The 24621-nt window shown below is 40.4% G+C and carries 24 protein-coding genes; 14 read left to right on the forward strand and 10 right to left on the reverse strand.

The annotated features are described in order from the left end of the window. Nucleotides 1-142: 142 nt before the first annotated feature. On the forward strand, nucleotides 143-634 hold the full coding sequence (lspA, locus tag ACVCDT_RS09195; RefSeq protein ID WP_447132473.1) for a signal peptidase II: 492 nt from the start codon (nucleotides 143-145) through the stop codon (nucleotides 632-634). Nucleotides 635-711: 77 nt separating this feature from the next. Here the strand turns inward: lspA and typA are convergent, their stop codons facing one another. Then, nucleotides 712-2550: a translational GTPase TypA gene (gene typA, locus ACVCDT_RS09200; RefSeq protein WP_447132474.1), complete on the reverse strand. Its 1839-nt coding sequence runs from the start codon at nucleotides 2548-2550 to the stop codon at nucleotides 712-714. 407 nt (nucleotides 2551-2957) lie between these two features. Between typA and glnA the strand changes: the two genes are divergently transcribed. From glnA to glnG, 4 genes are all read left to right on the forward strand, one after another. After that, entirely contained in the window at nucleotides 2958-4367 is a 1410-nt protein-coding gene (glnA, locus tag ACVCDT_RS09205) for a glutamate--ammonia ligase (protein WP_447132475.1), read from the forward strand. Between the two features lie 158 nt (nucleotides 4368-4525). Further along, the gene (locus tag ACVCDT_RS09210) at nucleotides 4526-5053 is read left to right on the forward strand and encodes a DUF4124 domain-containing protein (RefSeq protein ID WP_447132476.1); all 528 of its coding nucleotides are present in this window, start codon (nucleotides 4526-4528) and stop codon (nucleotides 5051-5053) included. Between the two features lie 84 nt (nucleotides 5054-5137). Next, nucleotides 5138-6211, forward strand: coding sequence for a nitrogen regulation protein NR(II) (gene glnL / locus ACVCDT_RS09215; protein WP_447132477.1), 1074 nt, complete (start codon nucleotides 5138-5140; stop codon nucleotides 6209-6211). A gap of 2 nt (nucleotides 6212-6213) precedes the next feature. Continuing rightward, nucleotides 6214-7620, forward strand: coding sequence for a nitrogen regulation protein NR(I) (glnG, locus tag ACVCDT_RS09220; protein WP_447132478.1), 1407 nt, complete (start codon nucleotides 6214-6216; stop codon nucleotides 7618-7620). A 13-nt stretch (nucleotides 7621-7633) separates the two neighbouring features. Here the strand turns inward: glnG and ACVCDT_RS09225 are convergent, their stop codons facing one another. Next, entirely contained in the window at nucleotides 7634-8446 is an 813-nt protein-coding gene (locus ACVCDT_RS09225; RefSeq protein ID WP_447132479.1) for a substrate-binding periplasmic protein, read from the reverse strand. 36 nt (nucleotides 8447-8482) lie between these two features. Then, the gene (locus tag ACVCDT_RS09230) at nucleotides 8483-9634 is read right to left on the reverse strand and encodes an HD-GYP domain-containing protein (protein ID WP_447132480.1); all 1152 of its coding nucleotides are present in this window, start codon (nucleotides 9632-9634) and stop codon (nucleotides 8483-8485) included. Nucleotides 9635-9833: 199 nt separating this feature from the next. On the opposite strand from ACVCDT_RS09230, the gene ACVCDT_RS09235 reads away from it, so the two are divergent. Together ACVCDT_RS09235 and rraB are read left to right on the forward strand one after the other, a co-directional pair. Continuing rightward, on the forward strand, nucleotides 9834-10550 hold the full coding sequence (locus tag ACVCDT_RS09235) for a 1-acylglycerol-3-phosphate O-acyltransferase (protein ID WP_447132481.1): 717 nt from the start codon (nucleotides 9834-9836) through the stop codon (nucleotides 10548-10550). Nucleotides 10551-10566: 16 nt separating this feature from the next. Beyond that, the gene (gene rraB, locus ACVCDT_RS09240; protein ID WP_447132482.1) at nucleotides 10567-10926 is read left to right on the forward strand and encodes a ribonuclease E inhibitor RraB; all 360 of its coding nucleotides are present in this window, start codon (nucleotides 10567-10569) and stop codon (nucleotides 10924-10926) included. 55 nt (nucleotides 10927-10981) lie between these two features. On the opposite strand, the gene ACVCDT_RS09245 is transcribed toward rraB, so the two are convergent. Together ACVCDT_RS09245 and ACVCDT_RS09250 are read right to left on the reverse strand one after the other, a co-directional pair. Next, nucleotides 10982-11878, reverse strand: coding sequence for a DapH/DapD/GlmU-related protein (locus ACVCDT_RS09245; protein ID WP_447132483.1), 897 nt, complete (start codon nucleotides 11876-11878; stop codon nucleotides 10982-10984). Nucleotides 11879-11984: 106 nt separating this feature from the next. Continuing rightward, nucleotides 11985-12809 carry a hypothetical protein gene (locus ACVCDT_RS09250; RefSeq protein WP_447132484.1) on the reverse strand — a complete coding sequence of 275 codons (825 nt, stop codon included), beginning with the start codon at nucleotides 12807-12809 and terminating at the stop codon, nucleotides 11985-11987. A 258-nt stretch (nucleotides 12810-13067) separates the two neighbouring features. Between ACVCDT_RS09250 and ACVCDT_RS09255 the strand changes: the two genes are divergently transcribed. Together ACVCDT_RS09255 and ACVCDT_RS09260 are read left to right on the forward strand one after the other, a co-directional pair. Next, the gene (locus ACVCDT_RS09255; protein ID WP_447132485.1) at nucleotides 13068-14543 is read left to right on the forward strand and encodes an FG-GAP repeat domain-containing protein; all 1476 of its coding nucleotides are present in this window, start codon (nucleotides 13068-13070) and stop codon (nucleotides 14541-14543) included. A 337-nt stretch (nucleotides 14544-14880) separates the two neighbouring features. Continuing rightward, a complete protein-coding gene (locus ACVCDT_RS09260) occupies nucleotides 14881-15735 on the forward strand; it encodes a PA4780 family RIO1-like protein kinase (protein WP_447132486.1) in 855 nt (284 codons plus the stop codon). An 18-nt stretch (nucleotides 15736-15753) separates the two neighbouring features. On the opposite strand, the gene ACVCDT_RS09265 is transcribed toward ACVCDT_RS09260, so the two are convergent. Further along, a complete protein-coding gene (locus ACVCDT_RS09265; RefSeq protein WP_447132487.1) occupies nucleotides 15754-16188 on the reverse strand; it encodes an acyl-CoA thioesterase in 435 nt (144 codons plus the stop codon). Beyond that, nucleotides 16185-16889 carry a DUF8198 family protein gene (locus tag ACVCDT_RS09270; protein ID WP_447132488.1) on the reverse strand — a complete coding sequence of 235 codons (705 nt, stop codon included), beginning with the start codon at nucleotides 16887-16889 and terminating at the stop codon, nucleotides 16185-16187. Before ACVCDT_RS09270 ends, ACVCDT_RS09265 begins: the two co-directional genes overlap by 4 nt. A 187-nt stretch (nucleotides 16890-17076) precedes the next feature. Between ACVCDT_RS09270 and ACVCDT_RS09275 the strand changes: the two genes are divergently transcribed. The 4 genes from ACVCDT_RS09275 to ACVCDT_RS09290 all read left to right on the forward strand — a co-directional run bounded on the left by ACVCDT_RS09275 (nucleotide 17077) and on the right by ACVCDT_RS09290 (nucleotide 19408). Beyond that, nucleotides 17077-17673, forward strand: a complete 597-nt coding sequence (locus ACVCDT_RS09275; protein WP_447132489.1) for an elongation factor P hydroxylase — start codon at nucleotides 17077-17079, stop codon at nucleotides 17671-17673. Further along, nucleotides 17663-18823: an ATP-NAD kinase family protein gene (locus ACVCDT_RS09280; RefSeq protein ID WP_447132490.1), complete on the forward strand. Its 1161-nt coding sequence runs from the start codon at nucleotides 17663-17665 to the stop codon at nucleotides 18821-18823. The genes ACVCDT_RS09275 and ACVCDT_RS09280 overlap by 11 nt, the downstream gene beginning before the upstream one ends. Before the next feature lie 15 nt (nucleotides 18824-18838). Continuing rightward, nucleotides 18839-19132, forward strand: a complete 294-nt coding sequence (locus tag ACVCDT_RS09285; RefSeq protein ID WP_447132491.1) for a YfcL family protein — start codon at nucleotides 18839-18841, stop codon at nucleotides 19130-19132. An 87-nt stretch (nucleotides 19133-19219) separates the two neighbouring features. Then, nucleotides 19220-19408, forward strand: coding sequence for a hypothetical protein (locus tag ACVCDT_RS09290; RefSeq protein ID WP_447132492.1), 189 nt, complete (start codon nucleotides 19220-19222; stop codon nucleotides 19406-19408). Nucleotides 19409-19426: 18 nt separating this feature from the next. On the opposite strand, the gene ACVCDT_RS09295 is transcribed toward ACVCDT_RS09290, so the two are convergent. The 3 genes from ACVCDT_RS09295 to mnmC form a co-directional block, all read right to left on the reverse strand. Next, on the reverse strand, nucleotides 19427-20101 hold the full coding sequence (locus tag ACVCDT_RS09295) for a hypothetical protein (RefSeq protein ID WP_447132493.1): 675 nt from the start codon (nucleotides 20099-20101) through the stop codon (nucleotides 19427-19429). Nucleotides 20102-20223: 122 nt separating this feature from the next. After that, nucleotides 20224-20955, reverse strand: a complete 732-nt coding sequence (locus ACVCDT_RS09300; protein ID WP_447132494.1) for a substrate-binding periplasmic protein — start codon at nucleotides 20953-20955, stop codon at nucleotides 20224-20226. Nucleotides 20956-21169: 214 nt separating this feature from the next. Next, a complete protein-coding gene (mnmC, locus tag ACVCDT_RS09305) occupies nucleotides 21170-23164 on the reverse strand; it encodes a bifunctional tRNA (5-methylaminomethyl-2-thiouridine)(34)-methyltransferase MnmC2/FAD-dependent 5-carboxymethylaminomethyl-2-thiouridine(34) oxidoreductase MnmC1 (RefSeq protein WP_447132495.1) in 1995 nt (664 codons plus the stop codon). A 228-nt stretch (nucleotides 23165-23392) separates the two neighbouring features. Here mnmC and fabB point away from each other — a divergent pair, with 228 nt between their 5' ends. Then, nucleotides 23393-24607 carry a beta-ketoacyl-ACP synthase I gene (gene fabB, locus ACVCDT_RS09310; RefSeq protein WP_447132496.1) on the forward strand — a complete coding sequence of 405 codons (1215 nt, stop codon included), beginning with the start codon at nucleotides 23393-23395 and terminating at the stop codon, nucleotides 24605-24607. Nucleotides 24608-24621 lie beyond the last annotated feature (14 nt).

Raw genomic sequence — 24621 nt, forward strand, 5'->3', positions numbered from 1 at the left:
CATAAACCTAAGCTGTAGTGACTGTTTTAGTAAAGAAAACTAGCTACAAGTAAGACTAGATAGACTCAGTACAGAGGTTCGTGGAATAATCCCGCTTTAGCTTTTTCTCGTTTAACCTAAACAATAAGGTCGTTTAAAAAACATGAAATTAATGAATCGCTTACAGATGCTGTTTTTAGTGTGTTTAGTTAGTGTAGGCTTAGATCAAGGCAGTAAATGGTATGCGGCTAATTATTTGCCTAAATTTGAGATGACCAGTTATTGGTATGACATTTTGCGTATTGGTTACGCAGAAAATACTGGCGCTTTTTTAGGCCTTGGCAGTGGCATGTCTGACACCGCTAAGTTTTGGATTTTTGTTTGTGCCGTTGGTTTAATTTTGCTGGTTTTAGCCATTTATATTTTGCGTACTTCTACTACCAGTGACTATGGATTGTTTTCATTAAGTTTAATTTTTTCAGGTGGGATCAGTAACTTTTATGATCGCGCGGTGAATAACGGTGCGGTAATCGACTTTTTAAATTTAGGTATAGGCTCGCTGCGAACCGGCATTTTTAATGTTGCAGACATGGCCATTATGTTAGGGGTATTTATGTTGTTGTTTGCTAAAGATAAACCTAAACCAAGCAATTAACTTATCGCAGCCTAAAATCAAATAAAAAAAATCGGCCTAAGCCGATTTTTTTTATTGGTTGAAAACCTAAAGTTGAATTAAGACTTAGGTGCTCGACTCGCTTGTTTACGTAAGTTTTCAGTTAATAACTTTTTACGTATACGAATGTTGACTGGTGTCACTTCAACTAGCTCATCGTTGTCGATAAACTCTAACGCTTGCTCTAGCGACATTTTAATAGGTGGCACTAGGTTTTGCGCTTCGTCTGTACCAGAAGCACGTACGTTAGTTAATTGTTTACCTTTTAGCGCGTTAACGGTTAGGTCATTTTCACGGCTATGAATACCAATTACCATGCCTTCGTATACTTCTACACCATGACCAATAAATAAACGGCCACGCTCTTGTAGGTTAAACAAAGCATTGGTTAGAGCTTTACCTGTTGCGTTGGCAATTAATACCCCATTTTTACGTTGACCAATTTCGCCACCTTTGTGTTTAGCGTAGTGATCAAAAGTGTGGTACATCAAGCCTGAGCCAGAGGTCATAGTCATAAAGTCAGTTTGGAATCCAATTAAACCACGGCTAGGAATAACAAAGTCCATACGCACTCGGCCTTTACCGTCTGGAGACATATCAGTCAGCTCACCTTTACGTGTGCCCAATTGCTCCATAATAGAGCCTTGATGTTCTTCTTCTACATCTATAGTAACGGTTTCAAAAGGTTCGTGAATTTCGCCATCAACTTCGCGCAAAATTACTTCTGGACGAGATACGGCTAATTCGTAACCTTCACGACGCATGTTTTCAATTAAAATACCTAAGTGTAATTCACCACGACCAGATACACGGAATTTGTCTGGATCAGGCATTTCTTCAACTTTTAATGCAACGTTATGTACAAGCTCATTTTGTAAACGCTCTAGGATGTTACGTGAGGTCACGTATTTACCTTCTTTACCTGCAAATGGAGAGTTGTTGACTTGGAAAGTCATGGTTACTGTAGGCTCATCTACCGAAAGGGCAGGTAGTGCTTCAACCGCATTAGGATCGCAGATAGTATCTGAAATTTTAAGCTCGCCTAAACCAGTAATAGCAATGATATCGCCAGCGTCTGCAGAGTCTACTTCGTGACGTTGTAAGCCTAAGTAACCTTGTACTTGACCGACTTTACCGTTGCGTGTTTTACCGTCGGCGCCAACAATAGTAACTTGTTGGTTAGGTTTAACAGAGCCACGAGTAATACGGCCTATTCCAATAACCCCAACATAAGAGTTGTAGTCAAGTTGCGATATTTGCATTTGAAAGCTGCCGTTGATGTCGGCTGCAGGTGGCTTAACGTGTTTAACTATAGTTTCAAATAAAGGGGTCATGTCTTCACTTGGGGTATCAACATCGTTAGTTGCCCAACCATTTAAGGCCGAAGCATAAACTACTTCAAAGTCTAACTGGTCGTCTGTTGCACCTAAGTTGTCGAACAAATCAAAAACCTGATCCATTACCCAATCAGGACGAGCACCTGGCTTGTCTATTTTATTAATAACAACTATTGGCTTTAAACCTTGAGCAAAAGCTTTTTGGGTTACAAAGCGAGTTTGTGGCATCGGCCCTTCTTGGGCATCCACTAATAGCAATACAGAATCGGCCATAGACATAACACGTTCCACTTCACCACCAAAGTCGGCGTGTCCAGGGGTGTCAACTATGTTAATGCGGTAATCATTCCATTTAATTGCAGTATTTTTAGCCAGTATGGTAATGCCACGTTCTTTTTCAATGTCGTTTGAGTCCATCACGCGCTCTTCAGCTTCACCGCGACTTTCTAAGGTACCAGACTGTTGTAGTAACTTGTCGACTAGTGTGGTTTTACCATGGTCAACGTGGGCAATAATGGCTATGTTCCTCAAGTTTTCTATTGAGGTAGTGGATGAACTCATTGTTTTTTCTCTGTTAGGGCCAGTTAAGATACTTACAATTTTAGCTGGCTAGATTTTACTAAAATTTTATGGGCGCGGATTGTACAGTTTTATCGCACCTTTAGCTAACAACTAATGCATATTAGAAGAAATAAAGGAGAATGCCGCAAATCGCTAACTTTGTATTAACATTATAGAGATGAATTGAAACATTTCTGTGCAGTTGCTTTATTGTGGTGCCATGATGCACCGTATTGGTGCTAAAAATATTTTAAGAATTGAACTAATGCATCGAATAAAGCCCAAATAAGGGTTTTGCCGTTATTTTTATAACTGGCATGATTATCGCTTTAAAACGGCAACGATTTAGAACTCAAAGCAAAAGTGCTTTGGCTAAACCATTTATATGATTAAATCTGGAGAAAACTATGTCAGCACAAAAAGCCTTAGACCTAATACAAGAATGTGAAGCCAAGTTTGTTGATTTGCGCTTTACCGATACTAAAGGTAAGGAGCAACACGTTTCGATTCCTTGTCATCAAGTAGATGAAGACTTTTTTGAAGAAGGAAAAATGTTTGATGGTTCTTCTATTTTAGGATGGAAAGGCATTAATGAGTCTGACATGATTTTGATGCCAGATGGTGATACTGCAGTATTAGACCCATTTGCTGAAGAAGCTCAAATTAATATTCGTTGTGACATTTTAGAGCCAACTACTATGCAGGGCTACGACCGTGACCCTCGCTCTGTAGCACGTCGCGCTGAAGATTATCTGGTTTCTACTGGTATTGGTGACACGGCTTTATTTGGTCCTGAGCCAGAGTTTTTCTTATTTGATGATGTTAAGTTTCATACAGATATGGCCGGTTCATTTTATAAAATTGATTCGTCTGAAGCTAAATGGAATTCGGGTGCTGAATTTGAAAATGGTAACTTAGCTCACCGTCCAGGTGTAAAAGGCGGTTACTTCCCTGTACCTCCAGTAGATTCAGCCCATGATACTCGCGCAGCTATGTGTTTGGTTATGGAAGAAATGGGGTTAACTGTTGAAGCCCATCACCACGAAGTTGCCACGGCTGGCCAAAACGAAATTGCTTGTTTGTTTAATACCCTAGTGAAAAAAGCCGATGAAGTGCAGATTTATAAGTATGTAGTGCACAATGTAGCGCATGCTTATGGTCAAACTGCCACCTTTATGCCTAAGCCTTTAGTAGGTGACAACGGCTCTGGTATGCATGTTCACCAGTCTATCTCTAAAGACGGTAAAAATATTTTTGCTGGCGATAAGTATGCCGGTATGTCTGAAGAAGCTCTGTATTACATTGGTGGTATTATTAAGCACGCTCGCGCTATCAATGCCTTTACTAACGCCTCGACTAACTCGTACAAGCGTTTAGTACCAGGATTCGAAGCACCTGTTATGTTGGCTTACTCAGCACGTAACCGCTCTGCCTCTATTCGAATTCCTTTTGTAAACAGTGAAAAAGCGCGTCGTATTGAAGTGCGTTTCCCAGACCCAACAGGTAACCCTTACTTAGGCTTTACCGCAATGTTAATGGCTGGATTAGACGGAATTAAAAACAAAATCCACCCTGGCGACTCAATGGATAAAGACTTATACGATTTGCCTGCTGAAGAAGCCGCAGCAATTCCACAAGTATGTAGTTCATTAGAGCAAGCGTTAGATGCATTAAATAACGATCGTGAGTTCTTAACTGCTGGCGGTGTTATGACAGACGACATGATTGACGCTTACATCGCCCTTAAACGCGAAGAAGTACAAAAACTAAATATGACCACTCATCCGGTTGAATTTGATATGTACTACAGTGTGTAATGGCAAAAGCTAACAGCCAATAGTTATCACATTTAATAACAAGCCCGCTACTGCGGGCTTTTTTTTGCCTGCAATCAGGCTACTATATGATGAAGTGGCTAAATCTAAAGCGCGCTTTTAATTTAGGTTAAAGTGATTTGACTGATTTTGGGGTGAATATGAAGTCTTTGGTTATTCTTGGTGCATTGTTGTGGACGATCAATGTCAGTGCAAAAGTTGTCTATAAAACAGTCAAACCAGATGGCACTGTTGTATATAGTGATGTACAAACTCCTGGCGCCACTGCGGTTAAACTGTCTGCGGTTAATACAGCGCAGATGCCTAGCCTAACGGCCAATACTCAGCTAACCCCAAAAGCCCAAAAGCCAAAGCTTAACCAAGTAGCAAATATTAAAGCCTCGGTGACTATTTTAGCGCCGCAGCCAGAACAAACCTTAAGAGACAATAATGGCCGAGTAGAAGTGCTCAGCCAAGTCAGCCCCAAAGTGAAAGGGCAATATCAATTATTGTTAAATAACCGCGTGCTAATGACTCAAGCGAGCGGGAACTTTATGCTTTCAAGCATTGACCGCGGCGCTCATACACTACAAGTTAACTTTCTTGACACTTCAGGCAAGATCCTTGCATCGTCTTCTCCGCAGATCTTTTATCTGCATAAGGCATCTGCACTATTTAGGGCTAATTAGGCTTTTTGAGTTAAATTAGTTTTAATTTAGTCGCAGCTAATTCATATTATGCACTAAATAGGTGCACTATCATTTTTTGGAATTATGGCTAAATCAGGGATTTCTGAAAGCGTACTCGACAATATGTCAACGGCAGTGTTGGTATTGGATGAGCAATTGGTAATTTGTTATGCCAACCATGCTGCGCAAACTATGTTTGAACGCAGTTTAGGCTTATTGATTGACCTACCTTTGTTTCAATTTATTCAATCGTCAAGTTTAGACTTCGAGCGCTTTCAAGCCGATATGCAATTTGCCGAAGTGTATTCTGACTGTGAAGTGAATTTAAAATTTGCTGATGGTAGGCATACTAAGGCAGACGTGTCTGTAACCTGCATGGCTTGGGAAAATGATAAAAGACTATTAGTTGAGCTACGTTTAGTCGAACAACAGAAAAAAATGAGTCAAGAAAACCAGCAATGGGCTCAGCAACAAGCCGCTCGCGAACTGGTACGTGGTTTAGCTCATGAGATAAAAAACCCTTTGGGTGGGATCCGCGGCGCAGCACAGTTATTAGCCAAAGAATTAACCAATGCCGAATTAAATGAATTTACCGACATGATCATTGAACAATCTGATCGGCTCACCAATTTAGTCGACCGATTATTGGGCCCTAATTTTAGGCCTAATTTTGATTGGTACAATGTGCATCAAGTACTAGAGAAAGTTTGTACTTTAGTTCGATTAGATCCAAGCCACAATATTCATCTAGTGCGAGATTATGATCCTAGCATTCCAGATCTTTATCTCGATCAAGATATGCTGCAACAAGCCACCTTAAATATTGTACGAAACAGTGTGCAAGTGTTAACCGAGCATCCAGAAATAAAGGGTGAAATACAAATAATTACCCGTATCGAAAGGCTAGTGATCATCCATGGCAACAGCGTGCCATTGTGCGTAAAGATTCAGATAATAGATAACGGCCCAGGCATTCCACAAGAATTAAAAAATACGCTTTTCTACCCCATGGTAAGCAGTAAAAAAGACGGTAGCGGATTAGGACTGTCTATAGCTCAAACCTTAATTGGCCATCACAGAGGCAAAATTGAGGTAGAAAGTTGGCCAGGTAGAACAGAATTTACCTTATATATTCCTATTGATAAGAAGGAACCCTAAAGATGAATGCAGAAGCTGTATGGATAGTTGATGATGACAGTTCGATTCGTTGGGTATTACAAAAAGCCTTACAGGCGGCCAACATCCCCTGTTGTAGCTTTGAAAATCCAGAAGACTTGTTGCTGCAATTAGAAACTTCACAACCGCCCGAAGTCATAGTTTCTGATATAAAAATGCCTCAAATGGATGGCATGGACTTACTTGCTAGAGTGCATAAGCGTTTTGAACATATACCAGTGATTATTATGACCGCGCACTCAGATCTCGACAGTGCCGTGAACGCCTATCAAAGTGGGGCGTTTGAGTATCTACCTAAACCATTTGATTTAGATGACGCGGTAAATTTAGTGCAACGAGCCTTGACTCATGCGCGCGAACAATTAAGTAAAAATTTAGCGCCAGAAGAAGTAAAAGATACTGAAATCATTGGTGAAGCGCCGGCTATGCAAGAAGTATTTAGAGCAGTTGGCAGATTGTCACGCTCTAGTATTAGTGTGTTGATCAATGGCCAATCTGGTACAGGTAAAGAATTGGTTGCCCATGCTTTACATAGGCATAGCCCTAGAGCTAATAAAACTTTTATCGCCCTAAATATGGCGGCTATTCCAGCTGATTTAATCGAATCTGAACTTTTTGGGCATGAAAAAGGCGCCTTCACAGGAGCACAAGGGGCGAGGCAAGGGCGCTTTGAACAGGCAAATGGCGGGACTTTATTTTTAGATGAAATAGGGGATATGCCGCTAGATGTGCAAACGCGCTTACTGCGAGTTTTGGCCGATGGGCAATTTTATCGTGTGGGTGGGCACAATCCGGTGTCTGTGGATGTGCGTATCATTGCCGCGACTCATCAAAATTTAGAACGTAGGGTAACAGAAGGTAAATTTAGAGAAGATTTGTATCACAGACTAAATGTGATCCGTATTCATATTCCCACCTTAAGTGAAAGGCGTGAAGACATACCTTTATTGGCTGCTCACTTTTTACAAAAAGCCGCTAACGAATTGGCGGTTGAAGCCAAAGTATTAGGCAAAGAAACCAAAGCTATTTTAGCTAAATTGCCTTGGCCGGGAAATGTAAGGCAGCTAGAAAATATGTGCCGATGGTTGACTGTGATGGCGAGTGGGCAAGAGGTGTTACCCCATGACTTACCCCCCGAAATTCATCAGCAACCTATGGTCAATAGTCAGGCTGAACAAACAGAAGACTGGAAAAGTGCATTGGCCAATTGGGCTGATATTCAGCTGCAATCTGGGCACAATAATATTTTAGATAATGCCATGATGAGCTTTGAGCGGATTTTGTTAGAGCGCGCTTTGCATTACACCCACGGACACAAACAAGACGCGGCCAAACGCTTAGGCTGGGGCAGAAATACCCTAACCAGAAAGTTAAAAGAACTGAATATGTAATGGCAAAATTAAACTAGATAACAGGTTGTAAATGGTACTTTTGCAGCAATTTTTGATATTGACCATTGTTGTGCATATTTAAAATGCAATGATCAAATTGAGCTAAAAAAGCTTCGATGTTGTTTATGTTTTTTGACTTTTTCGACACAGAAATAAAGTATTCTTTTTTGCCTGCGACAAAAGGTAAAACCTTTATTTTGTCTTGAATATTGAGTTGCTTAGCTCGCCAATAAAAGGTTTGCTTACTGTCTGGCATAATATCAAACCTAGGGGTTGAGCTAAGCAGCTGGGCAAACATGGCATCTAAATGATGGCCTTCGGATAACTCACCTGTTAAACGTTTATGATTAATAATGGCCAATAGTTCTGGGGTGTGAGTCAAGCCCGCCAAATGCCCCATTCTTAAAGGCGCTAAGTCTTCTAACGAATCAATAGATATATTGCTGTCTTTTCTAACCACAAAACCCACTTCGGTTTCAAAAATGGGTACTTTGGCATAGGTTAAAAAGGCTTCTCTGTGTTTTTTGTAGCTATATATGCTTAAGTCGATTTGTCCACTTTGCATAAATACGACTATGCGTTTTATGGGGAGATGCAGGTAACTGGTTTGGTAGCCTTGTTCACTGGTACACTGGTTAATAATATCTTTACCTAAACCCTGTAGGTTTGAATCGGTTGATTCAGAGATAAGGTAAGGCGGCCAATCCAGATCATATGATATGAGTTTTTTGGTGGTGGCTAAACTCTGCTCACTAAAAAACAGCAGCACCAGAACAGTTTTCAGGGTTTTAGTAAAGGTTTCACTCATCCCCAGTTTTAACCACATATATCCCCCATCAGTATAAGACAGCTTTATTGTAGCTTATTTTCCTCGGTCGTTGGTTAAAAGGGCGGCCATACCAGTATTAAAAGCCTGCATCCATTTTTTACTAAATTGCCCATTGGCAATATGGTTAATTTCGATTACGGCTTTTTTCTTAGGCCTTTGTAGGTGACTTTGGTGGGCTCTAGCATGAGTGATGGCGTCAAAAGTATCAAGAATAGCCAGTAACTTGGCACCCTCACAAATGTCTGGTTCTTTTAGCCCTAAGGGGTAGCCGCTGCCGTCAATTCTTTCATGATGTTGCATTACAATTTTTCGTGCTTCATTCCATTGATTGAGGTTTTCAAGTAAACGCGCACTTTTATATACATGAGAGCGCATTAAATTAAACTCAACTTCAGTCAATTTTTCTTTTTTATGTAAAACCGCAATAGGCATAAACGCCATGCCAAAATCATGCATATAACAAGCAACAGCTAACTGCACTTCGTTAATTGGGCTGCCTGCAATTTTATTTATGTAGCCAGCCAATTTTGCGATGCGATCTCCTCTACCATCCCAATATTTAGAGCGTTTTTCTATGGGCTTCATAAGCTCGCGGAAAAACACTAAGTCAACGCGTTCTTCGTTGGTAATAGATTTAGGAATACCAGTTGTGGCTATGCTAATGGGGGCTTCTGTGGGTTCGGCTTCACCTTCATGGTGGCCGTCTTGGCCTAAATCTAGACTAGGATCGAGTAATAATACTGCTTTGGCTAATAGCTGCTCGTGCTTTGCACTGTTGTCTGGCTTGATTAATGTTATGGCATGGACTAATTGCGTAAACAATTCGCCATCGTATTGTGCTTGGCCGGTTTGCATACAGCTTTGCACAAAGACTTTCACCCTGTCCATTATCAGTAACACTAAATCACTCATGTTACTGCTATATTGAATTTGCCCTTTACGTAAATAGTCGAGCAAATCTTCTGCATGCTGTAATAATGGAATAAGCGGAGTAAAGTTGACTAAACCTAAATCCCCTTTAATGGTGTGGATAGAGCGAAAAAGCGAGCGTTGTAATTCGTTGTCTTGGGGCTTTAATTCTAATTCGATTAGGGTTTGTTCACTTGCTTCATAAAGTTCATTAATTTCATCTAGAAGATCAACTAAGATGTCTTCATCAAGATCTTCATGCTTGAAAGTTTGCATAAAATATATAGCCCCACCAGATTAATTATTTAGGTTCTTGATTAGTATCGGCTAAATTTAAATTTTATACAGAACTTTCTAATCTGCAGGCTAAACAAAAGGCTTAGCCTAAATTTTGCATTAAACTGACAGATATTTGTTTTAGCTAAGGTTTAAAAGTCAGTATACTCTGCCGCCACTTAAACTTAGGGGAGTGATTTTGTTAGCCATATTGCGAATTTTTGCCATTTTCTTTTATTTTTTGCTAATTAATATTCTATTAATTTTGCTTTGTATAGTGCGCCCATTTCATCGAGACAACGTGCACTATGCCGGCAAATTGTATAGTTCTGTATCCTGGTGGTTAGGGCTTAAATTAGTGGTGCGGGTGCCAGATAGCGTTAAAAATGGTGGGCCTTTTGTATATATTGCCAATCATCAAAATAGCTATGACTTGTTTACCATTTGTGCTGCAGCGCAAAAAGGCACAGTCACTGTTGGTAAAAAGAGTTTGAAATGGTTGCCTGTGTTTGGCCAAGTGTATTGGTTAACAGGCAATATTATGATCGACCGCAAAAACTCGGGAAAAGCCCACGACACCCTAGTTGGCACTGTTGATAAAATTGTACAAAGACGAATATCTGTTTGGTTTTTTCCAGAAGGTACCCGTAGTTATGGGCGAGGGTTATTACCTTTTAAAACTGGGGCGTTTAGAATAGCCAAGGCCACCAATGAGCCTATAGTGACAGTTGCCGCCAGTAACCTGCATAATAAAATTAAATTAAATCGTTGGAATAACGGCACCTTACTTATAGATTTGTCTGAGCCTGAAAATCTACAGCAGGATAAATCTATTAAACAAAATGCTGAATACTTCCAACAAAAAATGCAAAAGCAATTAGACCAGTTAGAACAAGAGCTAGCATCTACCGAATAATATTTAGGAGTCAATTATGAATTCAGACAGTAACTCAGAATTAGCCGAATGGTATGCCTTTAATCAAGAAACAGTTGAAGCTCTTATAGCCGATGGCAGTGATGCCACTAAAGCCCATACTATCGAATATCACTTTGCCAGCGCCAATTTTGAAGCCTTAGAAAAAGCTGCAGTAGATGCGTTTAAAGCCGGTTTTGAAGTAGGCGATGCAGAAGAACTAGAGCTAGACGATGGTGGCGAAGTTTTTTGTTTTGATGCTGTGGTTGAGCGCATGTTAGATACAGAATTAATTAATCAAGACACAGAAAAATTATTTGCCGTAGCTGAAAAACATCAAGTGCATTACGACGGCTGGGGGACTTATTTTATTGAGTAACTGAGATAAACCGCTGAAGGTTATTAAGCATCAGCGGTTTGTTAGTTTTGATGGATTAATCGTTATTATGCAAGCTAGCGTTTAAGCCGCCCCACTTTGACGGATCTGCAACCACTGCTTCAACTTTGCCAGTTTGGCTATTGCGTCTAAACAATAAGCCATTTAAACCTGATAATTGACGAGCTACCACAACATCACCATCTGGGGTAGTGACTTTAGTGCCCGCTGTGACGTACAAACCAGCTTCAACTATACAATCATCTCCTAAAGAAATGCCTATGCCAGCATTGGCCCCAAGCATACTATTTTTGCCAATGGCATTAATGCTTTTGCCGCCGCCAGACAGAGTGCCCATAGTTGAAGCGCCGCCGCCAATGTCTGAACCATCGCCTACCACTACGCCCTGAGAAATGCGCCCTTCAACCATAGAACTACCTAAAGTACCGGCGTTAAAGTTCACAAAACCTTCATGCATAACAGTGGTGCCTGGTGCCAAATACGCGCCAAGGCGAACGCGCTGCGCGTCACCTACTCGCACCCCTTCGGGAATGACGTAATCTAACATTTGAGGGAACTTATCTATCGAGCTAATGGTTAAGTGGTGATTGTCATTTACGATAAGCTCACGCAGTTTGCTGACTTTACTAGGCAATACTGGGCCAGCTGAAGTCCAAGCAACATTGGTTAATAAGCCAAAAACGCCGGTTAAATTGATCTGGTTAGGTTGAACTTTGCATTCTGATAATAAATGTAAGCGCAAATAAGCGTCTTCTGCTGATCCAGGCGCTTGCTCAATATCAATGCTAACTTCTACAAATTCACCTTTAATCAAGCCGTGTTGGCTAGCTAAACAGTGACGAGCTATGGCTTTATTATTGGCTTCAAACCATACATCTAAGGTTTTGCCACTTTCTGAGTCGAGGTATTTGTGTCCAGTGCGGGTAATTTTCATACTTTTTCCAATGAATAACAGTTTGGCTAATTATTGCCTGATTTTACGCGAATGGCAGCCTGTTTTTGTTTATAGGTTATGCCTAAATTAGCCATAGCTAACTTAGTTACAAAGAGATACTAGAGCTAGTTTGGGGTTTATCTAAAGCTTGTATTTGCTCGGCAACAGAAAAGTGATGTAGGTTAAGCTCTACTCCACGACTATTGGGGTTAGCACTTGATTGATCAAAAAAACAGAAGGTTATAAGTTGATCAAAATGTTGCTTTTCAAAAAGATAACAACGATCAAAACCACTGTGCATTAATGCATAGTCTTGTGGGTCAGCCATTAATTTTGCGCTTCGTGAAATATTACGTTGGTTAAAATAATCTATGCCGCTTTTTGGGGTTTGGGCTTGTTGTTCTAAGGCCTGGATAAATTTGCTTAATTTAATTTCGCCTTGGGTTTGCCCGGTTAAACTATAGGCCTGCTGCATAGTAAAAGGTTGGCCGTATTTAGCAATGGCAGATGTGAGGGTTTGTTGACGAATAGGATCAATGCTTAAATAAGCATCTTCTAGGGTATAGGTTGCCGAAACCTGATGAATAAACCCATGATCTTTATCAAAATATAAAGCTAACTTTTGCTTTAACTGACTGTGTTTGTAAGCTTGGTTAAAATTAAAACTTAGTTTATCGCTACGGGTGCCACCGCGAATATGGTCTAATTGCCCGCCTTGGTCATACAAAGAAATAGCTTGCTTAAGAATATTGGCACCAATAAATACCTCTCTAATTTTAAACGGATTAGCCTTAGACTGATTAGGTAAAACCGCATCTATATTAAAGCGTTTTAGGCCTTTTTCTTGTTGTAGCGGATGAGACTGCGCAACACTAGCCGTTGCCCAAAAAAGTACACTTAGTTTAACTAGGGTAATAATCAGTTGTCTCACTTGTGATGCTCTCTTATTAGATTTATTTAGCTTGCTTCAGCATAACACTTTTAGTCAAAGTTAGAGTGGCTATGTGATGCATTTTATTCTAATTTTAAAGGCTTAAATTTAATTGAATCAACCTCTTACATTTTAAATATAGTTTTTTAAAACCAGTTTGTTAGGGTTGCATCATTCTGTAACTATTTAATTTTATTTACTATGCATTGGTTGTTTAAACTCGCAAACCCACTTTTAGCTGTTTTTTGGTTGAGCATTTTGCTTAATGTCAACAAGTTGCACGCCAACCCAACCTTTAGTCAATATCCCATTAACTTGCCTTTTGATATGTACCATAAGGTCATGGCCGCAGACTTGTTAGCTGATCCAGGGCTAGAGTTGATTATGTTAGGGGCAAATCAAGCACAAAAGCGCCAATTGGCTATTTATAAGTATGATCTTGTTGCCAAAACTTATGTATTACACGAGCAGTTAATGGTGAATGACAATGTGTTTGCCATTGATTTTGGCGTGGTTAATAAGGCTGGGTTGCAAAATTTATATCTGTTAACCAAAAACCGTATTTTGAAATATCAGCCATTAGCAGAAAATACGGTTGAAAAAATGCAGGAGCTGTTAGCTATATCGTCCATGTATTTGGCTGAGGTTGCTGACTCTTTGCGCCAACAAGATTTTGCGAATGATATTAATCAAGATTTCATCGACGACTTTACTTTGGCTGGCTTTGAAACCTTTAACTTATGGCTGTCGAATGGAGAAAAAGGTTATATTGCTCAATCTCTGGCCATACCGGCTAAACATGAACTTGAGAACAATAGTATTAGGTATCAAAAACCAGAATTGTTTTTTCATGACATGAACCAAGACGGCAAAACCGATTTAGTTCAAGTGCAACAAGGGCAATTAAAAGTATACCAACAAAACCTTGATGCTAGCTTTGATTTAGCTGCTGAATCTATAGCCATAGCGCCAAGTATATACGGTATAAATTGGTGGGAAATGACCGGCCCTAATGGACAAGGATTAGACCAAAGTGATCTTAAACATCGCCAGGTTAAAAGCATCCTCGATTTAAATGCCGACTCATTGCCTGATTTGGCAGTGCAATATACCCAAAGTTCTGGGGTACTAGATAAGGTAATAGAATTTGAGTTTTATTATGCTTATTTAAAAGATGGAAAACTCGAATATGCTCAGCAAGCTGATGCCAAAGTGGTCTCTGATGAAACCTTATCTGATATTCGTTTTTTAGATATTAACTCAGATGCCAAATTAGAAGTGATAGTCTCAGCGTTTGATATAGGCATATCGCAAATTATAGGGGCATTGTTGTCGGGCAGTATCGACCAAAATTTACTGATTTTTGCTATGGATCAACAAGGGCAATACCCCAAAAAACCATTGTTAAGCCAAGAGGTTGAAATGAGCTTTAGCTTGTCTTCTGGTAGTCGCGGCGAACCTTTAATTAAAGTGATAGATGTAAACGCCGATCAACATCTAGATGTGGTTTATTCAGATGGTGAAAATAGTTTGCGGGTGTTGATGGCAACGCCCAATGCTAAAGGTGCTTTTGCTAAACGCTCTATCTCACAAAAAGTTAGCATGCCATACGATGCTTCAAATGTGTTATCAACAGATTTAAATCGCGATGGTAAAACCGACTTAGTTATTCACTATGGGCGTGAAGATGATGCAGCACTGCTTAATCAAGTCGTGGTGTTAATGGCAAATTAAACCATTAGATAATTATTTTCACTAAATGACAGGAGCATTACCTGTCTTTTTGCTAAACATTTCCCAAAGATTCATAGGTGAATATTCAGCTGAAATTTAAACGACTATTGACAATTTGGTGGTAATTGACGCCAATTAGTTGTAAAACCAAGCGGTGTTATGTTGAATTCTAAGCTTTACCTTATTTACTGCGTAGGTTTTGCTTCCAAGCATAATTCTTAGGCATTAATTTAATGCCTACTGTTTTGCGTTATTTTGATAGTATGCATTACCCAAACAACAGTACCCTATTGGATATTATTATCAGCAACCCGCTAATTTTCGACCTCAAACTTTCATGAAGATACCAAAAAGATTACAACCACTAGTTGAAGACGGTTTAATTGATGCTGTGTTATATCAATTAATGAGTGGTAAAGAAGCAACAGTATACGCAGTTCAATGTGGTGAGCAGGTGCGTTGTGCGAAGGTTTATAAAGAAGCCATGCAACGCAGTTTTAAAAAAGCGGCGCAATACCAAGAGGGGCGAAAAGTACGCAATTCACGCCGTGCGCGAGCCATGGAAAAAGGCTCTAAGTTTGGCCGTAAACAACAAGAAGACGCTTGGCAAAATACCGAGGTTGATGCGTTATTTAAACTGGCTAAAGCGGGCGTTAGAGTGCCAGAGCCCTATGGATGTTACCAAGGGGTACTATTAATGGAGCTAATTACAGATGAAGAAGGTGATGTTGCTCCTCGCTTAAATGACGTGATGATGTCGGCCGAACAGGCTAGGGAAGACCACGCTCAAGTCATGGTTTACGTCATGCTTATGTTATGTGCTGGGTTAGTGCATGGTGACTTATCAGAATTTAATGTGCTGGTGGATGACTACGGGCCAGTGATCATTGATTTACCTCAGGTAGTAGATGCCGCTGCCAATAATAATGCTTTTAGTATGTTGCAACGAGACGTACGCAATATGAGTGAATATTACGGCCAATATGCCCCAGAATTACTAAATACTAAGTATGCCGAAGAAATGTGGGCATTATTTGAAGCCGGAGAACTAACCCCAGACAGTCAACTAACAGGCAAATTTGCACTCAACCAAGAAGAAGCCAATGTAGACTCAGTGTTAGAGGAAATTAAAGCCGCTTTTGCCGAAGAACAAGCCCGCCAAGAACGGATCCAAGAAGCCAACCAAGCCTAATAAAATAACCAAATAGAGTTATATGTTAATTGTGGCACGAGTATAAATATCAGCAAATATTCTTGGCATACGTTTGGGTTGGCCAGAAGACAAACCTATACATACAAAGTCTGTGCTTGCAGTTAAGACAGTTTGCAGATCATCGCGGCGGATAAATTGAAAATGCCGGGTTAATTTAAGTCTTCCATCACAAGCTACAATCCATGTTGCGCAATCTATAACATCATCTAAGTATGCTGCGGCTAAATAGTTAATTTCATGGCGACTGATAGCCATACCTCTGTCTAAAGCCTGGTATTGCTGTATATCTAAGCCTAATTCATTGGAATGTGCCCATGCGGTTTTTTCTAGTTGTTGTACAAAAACCACATTATTGGCATGGTGATAATGATCAATTTGATCAGCTGATACCTGCCATTGGGTAACAAAAGGCCGAGCATATTGCCACTTCATAAGGCCGTCACATCTGGTAGAGGATTAGGCAAATGCGGGGCGAGCAAGTGGGTCATTAATTTTTTTTCTTGTGCGATAAAGGTGTCAAAAAATGCGACCTCATTTTGCACTTCTTTAAAGGCAATAAAAGTGTCTTCAAAAAATAACAACAAAGTTGATAAATCCCCCATCTTGGCGGGGGCTTTATATAAAAATAATAAGCTGGTTAAAGCTGGCATCTGAACATAGTCTGTTAGATCCCTGCCTAATTGCTGTAAAACACTAATTTGTTGATGGCGTAGCGGGGTGTTTTTACAAGCTAAATAAGCATCTGCATAATTATCTTTATTTAAGCTGGTATCCCCAAGTTGTTTGGCTAAAGCAAAATCTAATTCAAAATTTAAACTGTGTAATCTCAAAGTGCTGGCTAACAGTGCTAAGGCTTTGTTAGGCAATATTTTAGACCAGCTTGGATTAATTTTTTCTAACTCTTGTTCTAACTGTACAAAGCTTTGTGTGGTTAAACATTGGTTAATTAAAAATTGCAGCGCCGAATGGTTAGCCGGTTGTTGCAACAGGTGCTGTTGACTAACCAGAACTCTTTGATTTTGCCAGTTTTGGATGGAATGAATTTTATCGACTAAATTTGCCTGTTGAGCAATGTCGCGCATGGTCTGTAGTCCATGCAAGTGACGTAAGATCTCTTTCAGATGTTCATTCAACTTATCTACACCTGCGGTTAATCTGACTAACGAGTATTTTTTGAGTCTGCAAAGACTTTCCTAACCAGAGTAAATAATTAATATTATTCAATAGCTTGGCGTAATTTTCCGATGAAAACAATAGTTATTCTCTGGGTGGTATCGGATTTTTTTGGTTCACAGCGGGTTTTTAGTTAGAATGCGCGGCATGAATCAAAGCTCAGAACATCATTTGTCTCTTAAAGTGGGATTACAGGCTAGGCAGCCAGTGCCAGATCTCACCCATCATTATCAAGATCTAATTGCCTTGTTTAACGGCGCGTTTGCCTTGTCCTATCAAACCAAATTGGTAAAAGGCACTGATGAGCCTATATATCTTCCAGCTAATGCGCAGTGTGATTTCCATCAAGTGGTATTTGCCCATGGGTATTATGCTAGTGCCCTCCACGAAATTGCACATTGGTGTATAGCTGGAGACGCTAGGCGATTATTAGAAGATTATGGTTATTGGTATTGCCCAGATGGCAGGGATGAATCCGAGCAGGCTGAGTTTGAAAAAGTTGAAACCAAGCCTCAAGCCCTAGAATGGGCGTTTTCGGTGGCAGCTGGTGCACCTTTTCGAGTAAGCACAGATAACCTAAATGGCGCTGAGGTTGATCGGCAGGCTTTTGCCTTAAAGGTAAAAGAACAAGTTGAAGATTATTTTAACCGAGGTTTTCCGCCTCGAGCTGAGATCTTTATTCGAGTATTACAAAATTTCTATCACACTCCACCCCTAGAGCTAGGTATGTTTAATGTTAAATAAAGCTCAACAATCCACTACCTTTAAGTTGGGCTTAGTGATTAATCCTTACGCGGGAATTGGCGGCGCAATGGCGCTTAAAGGTAGTGATGGTAAAGCCATACGAGAGCAAGCCTTAGCCCTTGGGGCAGAAAAAAAAGCCATAGATAGAACCCGAGTAACCTTAGAGCATATTTTACCCCTAAAACAGCGAGTGACTTTATTTGTAGCGGCAGGGGAAATGGGTGAACAATTAGCACAAGAATTAAGTTTTGCTCATCAGGTCATTTATCAGCCTTTGCAAAGTCAAACCGAAAGCCAAGATACTGAAGCTACGGTTAGTGCATTAATTGATGCACAAGTTGATCTTATCCTTTTTGCTGGTGGTGATGGTACCGCACGTAATGTGTGTCAGGTACTGGGTAATAAGTTACCAGTACTGGGGATCCCCGCGGGCTGTAAGATCCATTCTTCTGTATACGCTATTTCTCCTGCTGCAGCAGGCAGGGTATTGAAGCAAGTAATACAAGGAGAAATTGTTAGCGTAAGTGAACAACAGGTAATGGATATTGATGAAGCTTTATTTAGACAAGGCCGTGTCAATGCCCGTCAATATGGCGAAATGCAAGTGCCAACAGAGTTACGCTTTATTCAAGCGGTGAAAATGGGCGGCAAAGAGTCTGATGAACTGGTATTAGCAGATATAGCTGCGCATGTGATTGAAATAATAGAAGAACATCCCGAGCATCTATTTGTTATGGGCTCAGGCTCTACAGTCGATTTTATTATGCAAGAGTTGGGATTACCTAACACCTTGCTTGGGGTAGATATTATTCAGGCGGGACAATTGTTAGCAAAGGATGTGACAGCGGCGCAATTATCCAACTTAACCCAAAACCAAGCTTGCAAATTAGTGGTGACTTTAATTGGTGGTCAAGGACACATTATAGGCAGAGGTAATCAGCAATTAAGCGTGAATTTTTTAACCCAACTCGATCAACAAGATATGTTAGTTGTTGCCACTAAAACTAAATTAATGGGGTTAGCAGGGCGCCCGTTAATAGTGGATTCGGGTGACCCTTTTATAGACCAAAAATTTTCAGGATTAATTCAAGTGGTAACCGGATATCGCGATCAAGTTTTGTATCCTGTGGCCGATTTTAGCCAAATTTAACTTGTAGGAGAGACATTGAGCACCTTTCAATCAACATCATCTGAATTAAGCGAATTTATTCAGAAAACCGAAAACTATTTAGATAATGTGGTAGAGCATGGCGACGACCAAGCCTTATTTATTGCCAGCTATTTACAAGGGCATTTTGCTGTTGCCGCAGGACAAAGCCAAGTGCAAAATATGACAGAAATTGCTCAATTAGCTGAGCTGATGCAACTTAGTTTAAGCCAAGCATTTTCTAACAATGAACTGACCACCCAAGACCAAACTGAGGTCGAGCAACTCTGGAAACAATTATTAACGAATTAAATCAAGTTTATAGTTAACTTTGTGATTTATATTGATTATTCTGCCTAAATGAACTGTGGTTCGCATCCAGTAAATAGGAATTTTAATATGGATATCAATGCGTTAATTTTAAAGTATGGCGATAAAAAATTTGTAATAGATGATACCGACGAGTTAGGCTCTGTAATGCATCTAGACGAGTACAAAATACTCATCCGCCATGATGATGTTGGCTTGGCAAATGGCATGTTAATTAAAGATGTCTACCCATTAATTAACAGTTTAAAGAAGCGTTAAAGAGTAGGTTGGTTAGGCTTACTGCCTGTAAAAGGTGATAGGAACCACATTTCCTTGAGTGTACATTTGCCCCACTAATCTATCGCCAGACGCACTTAGATTTAATTCAGCTTCAACCTCTAGACTCATAACAAAAAGGTAAGGCTCGACCCAGTTTAATAACACACTTGAGCCTTGCACATACCCACTGCCATTGCCCACATTGTTTCCATAACTGTCAAATTCTTGCAGTATGATCTCTTCACCATTTTGTTGCAGTACAAAAACAAAGGTTCCCGCAGCATTAGTGTAGTGCCAGTGCCCAGATAAATTAGCTGTATAAGATTGAGGTGTTTGGTCAGGCAAAGAAGAGCTTAGCAAGTTATCTGCTGTTGCAGCTGAAGACTGCCTAAGTTGTTCTTTTTGTAATCTAAGATCGGCAAGTTCTTTTTCTATTAGTAGTGCTTGTTTTTCTTGTGCTAGACGCAGGGCATCAATTTCTTGTTGGCGTTTTAATGCGGCAAGTTGACTTGCATGACTTTGCTCGACATTTTTGCCAGCGTTAGGGGAGGATTGTTGAGTCTCAACTTTTTTACTGCCAAACGTAAATCCATCAGTTGCCGCATATAATCCTGTTATGGCAATAATTAACGAAGTGATAGCTGTTACTACCCCTGTTACAGTTTGAAAAAAAGATTTATGGGGTTCACTCATAGTCACGCTCCTTGGTGAGTGATACAAGCCTGCTAATTAGGTCTAAGTAAAAGTATAGACTCTTGTCTAGAAGCAGCCCAAATTAGTGAAAACTAAAGTAGGCTGCAAAACAGTCGCTAATTTTATGGGTTAACAGAGGATGTTAATGACTGCTCGAGTATGCTGGCCATAATTGCATTGATATCGTGGTTTTTGGCAAAACTTGAAGAAAAAGCGATATAAGAAGCAGGTACAACTTGTTCAATAGGATAAAGGGTAAATTGTCCTTCTAGCCCAAGATTTTTGATGGTCGTTAGTGCAATGTTACTTTCACTGGCAACCAGATCTATTTTTTGTTGTTGTAACATTAATAGCGCTTCGTCTAAATGAGTAGTTTGATAAACCGATAAACGACCTTGTTTAACCAAAGTATCAAAGGTTTTATCTACCATGACTAGCCTAGCTTTACCTATGACTTTATGTTTGGGAATGGCAGTTAAATTGCTGTAGGTAAAGTTATCTTGTTTGCGTTTAATTAATACGCTGGGATCTAGCGCGTAAAAGGCTTGTTCAGGAAAGACTAAAAAGTCAGCTCGCTCTTGTGACCACAAAGCAGGCATGATGGCATCAATGCGATTATTTTTAACTTCGTTTAGGGCGCGTCCCCATGGCATCACCAAAATATCAATTTTTAAGCCAGTTTGGCGTTGGGCTTGCTTAAGTTTATCTACTAGTTGACCTTTAACTTGTTGATTTTCATCTACAAATACATATGGCGGAAGTTGAGCTGTGGCAAGAGTAAAGTGAATGGCTTTTTGACTTGCCCAGAGATTTACTGAAAAAACTAAGCATAAAAAATAGCTAAACTTAAGCATAAACTAATTCTCTGTCGCGCTTTGGGGCGGAATAAAAAGTCATAAAATTTTTCACTGCTTAATTTTAACTGCTAACTAAAATAGTAAAGGCTCAGACTTATCTTCAATATGCCGCTACTTGAGAGGTGGGCAAGTGTATAGATTTGCTAATGACTTCACAAAAAATACTGGCGTTATCAACCTAATCGTTAAATGTCTTTGTGTGCATAGATGCTTACAGTTGTCGGCGTATTAAGCCTCTGATCAAAAATCTATTGGGGTTTAAGGCCGCCAACAGGTGATTGCTTAGGGGCAGGGGTTGCTGAAGAATTTGGCTGGCCAGGATTTCTGCACATAATGGCGCCGTAGTTAAGCCTCTAGAGCCTAAGCCACTTAACATAAAAAGGTTGGGGTGGTTAATGGGTGACGGGTAATGTGAGGCCGGAAGGGCTTTGTATAAATCCTGATATTGTTGAGTTTGTTCTTCCACATTAGGTACTGCACCTACCATAGGAAGATGATCTGGGGTGCTGCATCGAATGGCAGCTCTTCCAGCTTGAGTAGGCCTAATTGACTGAACCCAATCGCATAATGACAAAGCTTGTTGATGCATAGATAAATTAGTGTGCTGCTCAGCTAATCTGTAATCACATTCGCGATCATTTTTAATATAGGTTGACCCAAGCGCATGCCTGCCTTGCCAAGCAGGGGTGAGGTAGCCTTTGTGACATAAAACCGTTGTTAAATTAGTTAGCTCACCTTGGCTTTCTATCGCTTCAACTTGTCCTCTTACCAAACGAAAAGGCAAACTAGACAGTTGCTGGATCTCCACACTGTCACTGCCTGTGGCTAAAATCACTAGGTCGGCATAAGTCTCACTGCCATCTTGCCAAGCTAATTGCCAGCTTTGGTCTTTTGGAGTTAACTGAGAGAGTTGTTTGTTTGTTGCTAGCTTTGCATCAGCTTGCTGAATTAAGCTGGCGACCAATTCGGGTAAGTTAATCCAGCCTCCAAGGGGCACAAAGAGTCCAGAATAAGGCAGAGGTATCTTAGCTATCTGAGTTGCTTGGTGAGCATCTACTGCATGAATAAAGTCAGTCGGCCAAGTGCCTTTCTGGCTTAACTTAGCATAACGCTGTTTGAGTTTTTGATTAAAAGCCAGTAACAGCGTGCCACACCAAGCATGACTAAAGTTTTGTCCTGAACTCAGTAACTGCTTATACAAACGACTGGCATAACTAAACCCTAGGCTGTGAATTTGACTGGCGTGTCCGGCTTCGGCATTCAGTTGTGGATAAAACCCTCCCTGAGCGTTACCAGATGCACCTTGGGCTAATTGTTGGTCTTGACAATAAACAGTAGACTTAATTCCCCTTTTACTTAAGGCATAGGCACAATTGGCGCCTGCAATTCCCGCTCCTATTATGGCAACTTTAGGAGAGAGCTGGCTTACTCTTGCTGGTAAACGAAAATAATAAGGCTGGCCTGTGGCAGCAACCTGAGTTTTAGTAATTTTCCCTGCTAACATTTCACGTTTACGTCCATGCCCAGGACGTTTTTCTACTGTAAATCCTGCTTCTACTAGGCCGCGTTTTACAAAACCTGCTGCAGTGAAGGTGGCAAAATGGCATTGATCTTTAGCTAATAATGCCATCTGCTCAAACAGTGTTTGGGTCCACATGTCGGGGTTTTTACTAGGGGCAAAACCATCTAAAAACCAAGCGTCAATTAAACCTTTTGCGGGGCAGTCAATTTGCCCTAAAACTTGCTGAACATCGCCTAGCCATAGATCTAATACCACTTTGTTAGACAAAAAATTTAATCTATGACAACCGGCTAATGCGGGGGGATATTGAGCCAATAAACTTTGGGCATATGGGGCTAAGTCTGGGTAATAGGCCAAGGCTTTTTGCAGATCGCTTTGACTAATGGGAAATTTTTCAATGGAAATAAAGTGCAGAGTAAAATTCACATTTTTGTTATTTGCACAAAATTGCTCAAATAACTTGATGGTTAATAAAATATTTAGGCCAGTACCAAAGCCGGTTTCGGCAATCACAAAATAGGGTTTTGACCAAGTTTGCCAACGCTCAAGTAGATGATTATTTTGAATAAATACATACAAACTTTCATCTAAACCTTGGGCATCGGAAAAGTACAGGTCAGCAAAGTCGGTAGCATAGGGTGTGCCGTTTTCATTAAAACGTATATTGGCATTTTCTAAATTCAAAACAATTAGACTCTTTTTAAAACAAGATTGAAAAAATTTGGCTTTGTAACAATGCAGATAACTCATTGTAATAATGTCAGTTTAAGCTATGCCAAAGTTCACAACAATCGCAGTTATTATTTGCATGCTTAAAAATTTCCATTAAGCTAACACGTGTACGCTCAAAGCAGACCAGTTTGTGAGTAAAAATCATTAGAATACGGGCAAAATTTTCTTGAAGGGTAAATCATGAGAAGAGCGGTTATCACCGGACTGGGTATTGTATCCAGTATTGGCAACAATAAAGATGAAGTTACAAACTCTCTTAGAGAGGGACGTTCTGGCATCACTTTTTCTGAAGAATTTAAAAACGCAGGCATGCGCAGCCAAGTTTGGGGAAAAGTGGATCTGGATATTAAAGAGCACATAGACCGCAAAATTTTGCGCTTTATGGGCGAGGCCGCAGGTTATGCTTACATAGCTATGCAGCAAGCCATTGAAGATTCAGGTTTGACCGAAGATATGGTGTCGAACTTGCGTACCGGTATTATTGCAGGCTCAGGTGGAGCATCGTCAAAAAACCAAGTTGAAGCTATCGATATTTTACGTGAAAAAGGCGTAAAACGTATTGGGCCATATATGGTTACACGTTGTATGGGTAGTACGGTTTCAGCCTGTTTAGCCACGCCTTTTAAAATTAAAGGGGTGAATTATTCTATTAGTTCAGCTTGTTCTACTAGTGCGCATTGTATTGGTAATGCCTTAGAGCAAATTCAACTTGGCAAGCAAGATATTATTTTTGCTGGTGGTGGTGAAGAACTGCACTACACCTTGTCAGCTGAATTTGATGCTATGGGTGCAATGTCTACTAAGTATAATGACGATCCAACTAAAGCCTCTCGTACTTACGATGCAGATCGTGACGGTTTTGTTGGTGCTGGCGGTGGCGGCATGGTTGTAGTTGAAGAACTAGAACATGCATTAGCACGTGGCGCTAAAATTTATGCCGAAATTGTTGGATATGGGGCAACCTCTGACGGTGCTGATATGGTTGCACCTTCTGGAGAAGGCGCAATTCGTTGTATGCAGCAAGCTATGCAAGGCCTAGATAAACCAATCGACTATATTAATACACATGGCACTTCTACTCCTGTAGGTGATGTGAAAGAACTGTGGGCGATCCGTGAAGTCTTTGGTGATAAAACTCCGGCGCTTAGCGCGACTAAAGCTATGACAGGTCATGCTTTAGGGGCTGCAGGGGTTAACGAAGCCATCTATAGCTTGTTAATGATGGAAAATGACTTTATCGCTCCTTCAATCAACATCGACAATCTAGATGAAGAAGCTAAAGGTATGGACGTGGTAACTGAAACTCGCGAAGGCGCTTTGACTACTGTGATGTCTAATAGCTTTGGTTTTGGCGGAACTAATGCCACCTTGGTTATGCAAAAATACCAAGGCTAGTGACTAAGATACTA

It is taken from the genome of Paraglaciecola aestuariivivens (assembly GCF_052983255.1).

What these genes read in the sequence shown, in the direction of transcription:
- ACVCDT_RS09225 (WP_447132479.1), bottom strand. Translation starts at nt 8,446, where the DNA reads ATGTGGTTAAAACTGGGGATGAGTGAAACCTTTACTAAAACCCTGAAA.
- typA (WP_447132474.1), bottom strand. Translation starts at nt 2,550, where the DNA reads ATGAGTTCATCCACTACCTCAATAGAAAACTTGAGGAACATAGCCATT.
- ACVCDT_RS09300 (WP_447132494.1), bottom strand. Translation starts at nt 20,955, where the DNA reads ATGCTTAAGTTTAGCTATTTTTTATGCTTAGTTTTTTCAGTAAATCTC.
- ACVCDT_RS09295 (WP_447132493.1), bottom strand. Translation starts at nt 20,101, where the DNA reads ATGAGTGAACCCCATAAATCTTTTTTTCAAACTGTAACAGGGGTAGTA.
- ACVCDT_RS09245 (WP_447132483.1), bottom strand. Translation starts at nt 11,878, where the DNA reads ATGAAAATTACCCGCACTGGACACAAATACCTCGACTCAGAAAGTGGC.
- ACVCDT_RS09230 (WP_447132480.1), bottom strand. Translation starts at nt 9,634, where the DNA reads ATGCAAACTTTCAAGCATGAAGATCTTGATGAAGACATCTTAGTTGAT.
- glnA (WP_447132475.1), top strand. Translation starts at nt 2,958, where the DNA reads ATGTCAGCACAAAAAGCCTTAGACCTAATACAAGAATGTGAAGCCAAG.
- ACVCDT_RS09265 (WP_447132487.1), bottom strand. Translation starts at nt 16,188, where the DNA reads ATGAAGTGGCAATATGCTCGGCCTTTTGTTACCCAATGGCAGGTATCA.
- ACVCDT_RS09280 (WP_447132490.1), top strand. Translation starts at nt 17,663, where the DNA reads ATGTTAAATAAAGCTCAACAATCCACTACCTTTAAGTTGGGCTTAGTG.
- ACVCDT_RS09210 (WP_447132476.1), top strand. Translation starts at nt 4,526, where the DNA reads ATGAAGTCTTTGGTTATTCTTGGTGCATTGTTGTGGACGATCAATGTC.
- ACVCDT_RS09275 (WP_447132489.1), top strand. Translation starts at nt 17,077, where the DNA reads ATGAATCAAAGCTCAGAACATCATTTGTCTCTTAAAGTGGGATTACAG.
- glnG (WP_447132478.1), top strand. Translation starts at nt 6,214, where the DNA reads ATGAATGCAGAAGCTGTATGGATAGTTGATGATGACAGTTCGATTCGT.
- fabB (WP_447132496.1), top strand. Translation starts at nt 23,393, where the DNA reads ATGAGAAGAGCGGTTATCACCGGACTGGGTATTGTATCCAGTATTGGC.
- lspA (WP_447132473.1), top strand. Translation starts at nt 143, where the DNA reads ATGAAATTAATGAATCGCTTACAGATGCTGTTTTTAGTGTGTTTAGTT.
- ACVCDT_RS09260 (WP_447132486.1), top strand. Translation starts at nt 14,881, where the DNA reads ATGAAGATACCAAAAAGATTACAACCACTAGTTGAAGACGGTTTAATT.
- glnL (WP_447132477.1), top strand. Translation starts at nt 5,138, where the DNA reads ATGGCTAAATCAGGGATTTCTGAAAGCGTACTCGACAATATGTCAACG.
- ACVCDT_RS09290 (WP_447132492.1), top strand. Translation starts at nt 19,220, where the DNA reads ATGGATATCAATGCGTTAATTTTAAAGTATGGCGATAAAAAATTTGTA.
- rraB (WP_447132482.1), top strand. Translation starts at nt 10,567, where the DNA reads ATGAATTCAGACAGTAACTCAGAATTAGCCGAATGGTATGCCTTTAAT.